A 244-nucleotide genomic window follows, 5' to 3' on the forward strand; every position below is an offset into this window, starting at 1 on the left:
GTTCGCCATTGGCCTCGACTTGCAGCACGCACGACCTCGGATTGCCCTCAAGCCCACCCGCCCACTGCCACAGCTCAAACGACACGCCGTCCCACTCCCAGCGCTCGCCGCTGGTACAGGGCTGGGTGGCGAGAAAGGATGGCAAGCCCTCGGTTTCGCCGCCCACCACGCGTTTGACGGGCAGCCCCCGAGCCACCGCCGCCGCACCACCGGCGTGATCGGCGTCGGCATGGCTGAGCAGCAT

1 protein-coding gene is annotated in these 244 nt (G+C 68.9%); it reads right to left on the reverse strand.

The genetic code is table 11. The annotated features are described in order from the left end of the window. Window positions 1-244, reverse strand: a 244-nt coding sequence (locus tag AC0KVN_RS27745; RefSeq protein WP_483656879.1) for an MBL fold metallo-hydrolase, incomplete at both ends; no start/stop codon positions are given.

Source organism: Sphingobium sp. SG1, assembly GCF_057063145.1.